The sequence below is a fragment of the Streptomyces boncukensis genome (assembly GCF_011045075.1).
GTDB classification, from domain to species: Bacteria; Actinomycetota; Actinomycetes; order Streptomycetales; family Streptomycetaceae; genus Streptomyces; species Streptomyces boncukensis.
Map to the genome: position 1 here is coordinate 1 of NZ_JAAKZZ010000473.1, position 5,703 is coordinate 5,703.

Genomic DNA, 5,703 nt, shown 5'->3' on the forward strand with positions numbered 1-5,703 from the left:
ACGGACCCCAGGCCACCGACGTGCCCGGAAGCCCGCGATCACGGCGGTGCTGCACCCACGCGTCCAGGAACGCGTTCCCGGCCGCATACGCGCCCTGACCGCCGCTGCCCCAGGTCGCGGCGATCGATGAGAACACCACGAACAGATCCAGTGGCAGGTCCCGGGTGAGCTCGTCCAGCAGCACCGTCCCCTCGATCTTGGGACCGACCACCCGGGCAACCGCCTCCGGACCGGTCTGCTCCAGCCCTTCCGTGTCCACGATCCCGGCGGTGTGGACGATGCCGGTCAGCGGCCACTGCTCCGGAACACCGTCGATCACCCCGGCCAGCGCGTCCCGGTCGGTGACGTCACACGCGGCCACCGTCACCCGCGCGCCGAGATCGGTCAGCTCCTCGACCAGTCCGTCCGGCGCCACCCCGCTGCGGCTGGTCAGGACCAGGTGCGGCGCACCACGCCCCGCCAGCCACCGCGCCACCTGCGTCCCCAGGGCACCGGTGCCGCCGGTGATCAGGACGGTGCCCGAGGGCCGCCAGCCCGTACCGGTGACGGCTGCGGGCAGCGCCCGTGCCAGGCGGCGCCCGTAGACCCCGGCTCCGCGCACCGCGACCTGGTCCTCGCCGCCGTCGGCCAGCACACCCGCAAGCCGGGCTCCGGCCCGGGTGTCCAGGTCGGCCGGGAGGTCGATGAGGCCGCCCCAGCGCTGCGGGACCTCCAGCGCCGCGACCCGGCCCAGACCCCACACCGCCGCCAGGTCCGGGCTCTCCAGCCGGTCCGAACGGCCCACCGCCACCGCGCCCCGCGTGAGCACCCACAACGGCGCCGGGACCTCACCCAGCGCCTGCACCGCAGACAGCGTGTCCGCCCAGCCGGATGCGAGCAGCACCACCCCGGCCACATCGGGCAGCTGCGCGACCTCCTCGGCCGGAACATTCACCACCCTCGCACCGGCCGCGGACAGCGCCCCGAACACATCCGCACCCTCGGAGCCGATGACCGCCCAGGTACCGGACAAGGGAGCCGGAGGCAGATCGGTCAGCGGCTTCCAGGTGACCTGGTAACGCCAGGAATCCAGCGTGGAGCGCTCCCGGTGACGCCTGCGCCACGCATTGAGTGCGGGCAGTGCAGATTCCAGACCGGCCAGCTCCTCCAGATCCTCACGCTCGACCGCATCCCAGAAGGCGGAATCCAGGCCGTCACTCACGGCCGACCTCACCGAATGCGACCGCTCCGGCCAGAACCGCTCACGCTGGAACGCATACGTCGGCAGCGGGATCACCTGCCCGCCCCAACCGGCGAAAACGGCCGACCAGTCGACGCCGACACCGCACGTCCACACACGGCTCATCGCGCCGAGGGCGGACTCCACCTCGTCCCGGTCCTTACGCAACACCGGCGCGAACACCGCATCGCCGGCACTCTCCTGGGCCATGCCGGACAGCACACCGTCCGGACCCAGCTCGACAAACCGGGTCACACCCAGCCCTGTGGCAGCGCCCACACCGTCAGCGAAGCGGACCGCCTGCCGCACCTGACGCACCCAGTACCCGGGCTCCTGCATCAGCCCCGGCTCGGCCACCGCACCCGTCAGATTCGACACGATCGGTATGTGTGCCGGACTGTACGTCAACCCGTCCACGACGGTCGCGAACTCCTCCAGCATCGGCTCCATCAGCACCGAGTGGAACGCGTGCGACACCGCCAGCACACTGACCCGCCGGCCCCGCGCCGCGCACTCGGCCGCATACCGCTCAATCGACTCGATGGCACCGGACAGCACGACCGACTCAGGGCCGTTCACCGCCGCCACATCGAGCCCGGAATCAGCGACATCGACCTCAGCCGCCTGTACGGCGAGCATGGCACCGCCAGCCGGAAGCCCCTGCATCAGACGGCCACGCTCCGCGACCAGCGTGCACGCGTCATCCAGCGACAGGATCCCGGAGACGTGCGCGGCGACGATCTCACCCAACGAATGACCCAGCAGCACATCCGGGACCACACCCCAGGACTCCACCAGCCGGTACAGGGCGACTTCGAGCGCGAACAGCCCCGCCTGCGCCCACAGCGTGCCCTCCAGACCAGCGCCGTCGGCCAGCACCTCACGCAGCGGACGCTCCAGCCGCACATCCAGTCGGGCGCACACCGCATCGAAGGCTTCGGCGAAGACCGGGAACGCCTCGTACAGCCCCAGCCCCATGCCCGCACGCTGCGCGCCCTGGCCCGTGAACAGGAACGCCAACCGGCCGTCGGTGGCGACGTCGGAGGCGAGCGCCACATCCCCGGCCAGCACCGCACGGTGCTCCAGCTCGGCCCGCGTGGTCGCCAGCGACCACGCCACGTCCATCGCGTCCACTTCCGGTTGCTCGGTCACAAACGACCGCAACCGCTCGATCTGTGCCCGCAGAGCGGTCTCGGACTTCGCCGACACCACCCACGGCACCGGGTCGGGTCGCAGCGCCGGCGGCTCGGTGTCCGAATCCCGTTCGACATGCTCGGGCGCCTGCTCCAGGACCACATGCGCATTGGTGCCGCTGATCCCGAACGACGACACCGCCGCCCGACGCGGGCGATCCACCTCGGGCCACGGCCGAGGCCCGGTGAGCAGTTCCACCGCACCGGCGGACCAGTCCACCTGCGGCGTCGGCTCATCCGCGTGCAGCGTCTCCGGGAGCGTCCCGTGCCGCAGCGCCATGACCATCTTGATCACACCGGCGACACCCGCAGCCGCCTGGGGGTGTCCGATGTTGGACTTGACCGAGCCCAGCCACAGCGGCTCGCCGCCCTTGCCGCGGTCCCGGCCGTATGTGAGCTGGAGAGCCTCCGCCTCGATCGGGTCGCCGAGCCGCGTGCCGGTGCCGTGTGCCTCGACGACGTCCACATCAGCCGGGGTGAGGCGGGCGTTCGCCAGGGCCTGCCGGATGACGCGCTGCTGCGACGGACCGTTCGGCGCGGTCAGGCCGTTGGACGCGCCATCCTGGTTCACCGCGCTCCCACGCACCACCGCCAGCACTCGGTGGCCATGGCGCTGCGCGTCCGACAGCCGCTCCACCAGGAGCATGCCGACGCCTTCGGACCACCCGGTCCCGTCCGCCGCCGCGGCGAACGACCTGCACCGGCCGTCCGGAGCGAGGCCGCCCTGCTTCGCGAATGCGCTGAACAGACTTGGCGTCGCCATCACGGTCACTCCGCCGACCAGCGCCATGCGGCACTCCCCTTGGCGGAGGGCCTGTGCAGCCAGGTGCAGGGCGACCAGGGAGGAGGAACACGCCGTGTCCACCGTCACCGCGGGACCTTCAAGGCCGAAGACGTAGGACACGCGGCCGGACAGGATGCTGCTGGCACCGCCGGTCAGGGCGAACGACTCGGCGTCCTCGGATTCCTGGTCGATCAGACCGTAGCCGGAGGGCGACGCCCCGATGAAGACCCCTGTGGGCGTGCCGACGAGCGAGCGCGGGTCGATACCCGCCGCTTCGAACGTCTCCCATGCCGCTTCCAGCAGCAGCCGCTGCTGCGGATCCATCGCCAGCGCCTCACGCGGGCTGATCCCGAACAGGTCAGCGTCGAACCGGTCGGCGTCGTGGACGAAGCCGCCCCTGGCGGCGTAGGTCTCGCGGCCCCGGTCCCGCCCAGGCTGCTCCCAGCCGCGGTTGCCGGGGAAGTCCGTGATGGCGTCCGTACCTGTGCTCAGCAGCTGCCAGAAGTCTTCGGGGCTCGCGACGTCTCCGGGGAGGCGGCAGCTCATGGCGACGACGGCGAGGGGCTCGCTGTTCGCCGCCAGGATCTCCTGGTTCTGGGTGCGGAGCCGCTCAACCTCCTTCAGGGAGGTCCGCAGCGCTTCGACGATTCGGTTGGCCGAGTCAGCGGTCATCAGTTTCTCCAGGGCTGGCGTCGTGCCGTGCGGCGTCGAGCGCGATTTCGATGAGGGATTCGGTGTCCAGGTCGTCCAGCGAGTCGGGGCTCTCGGCCGAAGCCGAAGCCGAAGCCGAGGCCGGGGCCGGGGCCGACTCGGTGGTGCCGGTGGGATCTGCCAGTTTCAGCAAGGTGTCCATGAGTCCGGCCTCGCGCAGCCGCGCGATCGGGATCGCGGCGAGGGCGCTGCGGATCTCGGCGTCGCGGGGGTCGGAGTCGTCTTGTGCGGCCCGTTCCGGCAGGAGTTCGGCGAGGAGCAGTTCGGCCACCGTCTGCGGCGAGCGGAAGTTGAAGACGAGGCTCACGGGGAACTTCAAGCCCGTCTGCCGGTTGAGGTGATCTCGGAACTCGACGGCCATCAGGGAGTCGAAGCCGAGGTCCTTGAACGCCGTTTCGGCTCCGATCGCGGACGGATCGCGGTGACGCAGCACAGTCGCGACCGCAGCCCGGACCATGTCCAGCAGGATCCGTTGACGCTGCGCGGCCGGAGCGTCCGCCAGCTGCTGCCGCAGCTCGGCACCGGTACTCGCCTCCGACTCGGCGTCCGCGGCCGCCGAGTCGGGGGTCGCGGCATCGGCCGCCTCAGCGAAACCGTCGAGCAGCCGACTGGGCCGTATCACTGTGAATGCCTCAGCAAAGCGGGGCCAATCGACGTCGGCCACGGTCAGACCGCTGTCGTTCTGATCGATCGCCTGGGCCAGGGCCCGCATGGCCAGCTCCGGGTCCATCGGCGACAGTCCGCGCCTGCGCAGAACCTGCTCTGCATCACCGCCTGCCACCATGCCCGAGCCGGCCCACGGGCCCCAGGCCACTGATGTGCCCGGCAGCCCGCGGTCGCGGCGGTACTGGACCCACGCGTCCAAGAACGCGTTCCCGGCCGCATACGCCGCCTGGCCGCCACTGCCCCAGGTCGCAGCGATCGACGAGAACACCACGAACAGATCAAGCGGCAGATCCCGCGTCAACTCGTCCAGGTGCCTGGTTCCATCGACCTTGGCGCGCAGCACCTCCGCGAACGCCGCGGCCGTGGTCTGTTCCAGCCCCTCCGTGTCCGTGATCCCGGCCGCGTGCACGACGCCGGTGAGCGGCCATTCGGTGGGCACTCCGGCGATGACGTCGGCAAGCGCGCTCCGGTCCGTGACATCGCAGGCGGCCACCGTCACCTGTGCGCCGAGTTCGGCCAGCTCCTCGACCAGGCCGTCGGGGGCCACCCCGCTCCGGCTGGTCAGTACGAGATGCGGCACACCCCGCCCGGCCAGCCACCGGGCGACCTGTGTGCCCAGGGCTCCGGTGCCGCCGGTGACCAGGACGGTGCCCGAGGGCTCCCAGCCGGTGCCGGTCACGGCTGCGGGCAGCGCGCGGGCCAGGCGGCGGCCGTAGACCCCAGACGTGCGTACTGCGACCTGGTCCTCGCCACCACCGGCCAGGATGCCGACGAGACACTCAGTTGCTCGCGTATCCAGTTCGGCCGGGAGGTCGATCAGGCCGCCCCAGCGCTGCGGGAGCTCCAGGGCCGCGACCCGGCCCAGACCCCACACCGCCGCCAGGTCCGGATCCTCCAGCCGATCCGAACGGCCCACCGACACCGCACCCCGCGTCAACACCCACAACGGCGCATCGACCCCGGCGTCACCCAACCCCTGCACCACAGCCAGCGTGTCCGCCCACCCGGACGCGAGCAGCACCACCCCGGACACGTCAGGCCCGGATACGCCGGACAGCTGCGCAACCTCCCCGACCGGCACGCTCACCACCGTCGCACCCGCCGCGGACAGCGCCCCCAACACCTCACCA

At 71.5% G+C, this 5,703-nt stretch carries 2 protein-coding genes; both read right to left on the minus strand.

Going from position 1 to position 5,703, the window contains the following annotated elements; genetic code table 11:
- On the minus strand, positions 1-3,868 hold a 3,868-nt coding region (locus tag G5C65_RS29930), incomplete at its 3' end, for a type I polyketide synthase (protein WP_165302182.1).
- Positions 3,858-5,703 (minus strand): beta-ketoacyl reductase (locus tag G5C65_RS29935; protein ID WP_165302183.1); only part of this gene is annotated, 1,846 nt, incomplete at its 5' end. The genes G5C65_RS29930 and G5C65_RS29935, both read right to left, overlap by 11 nt.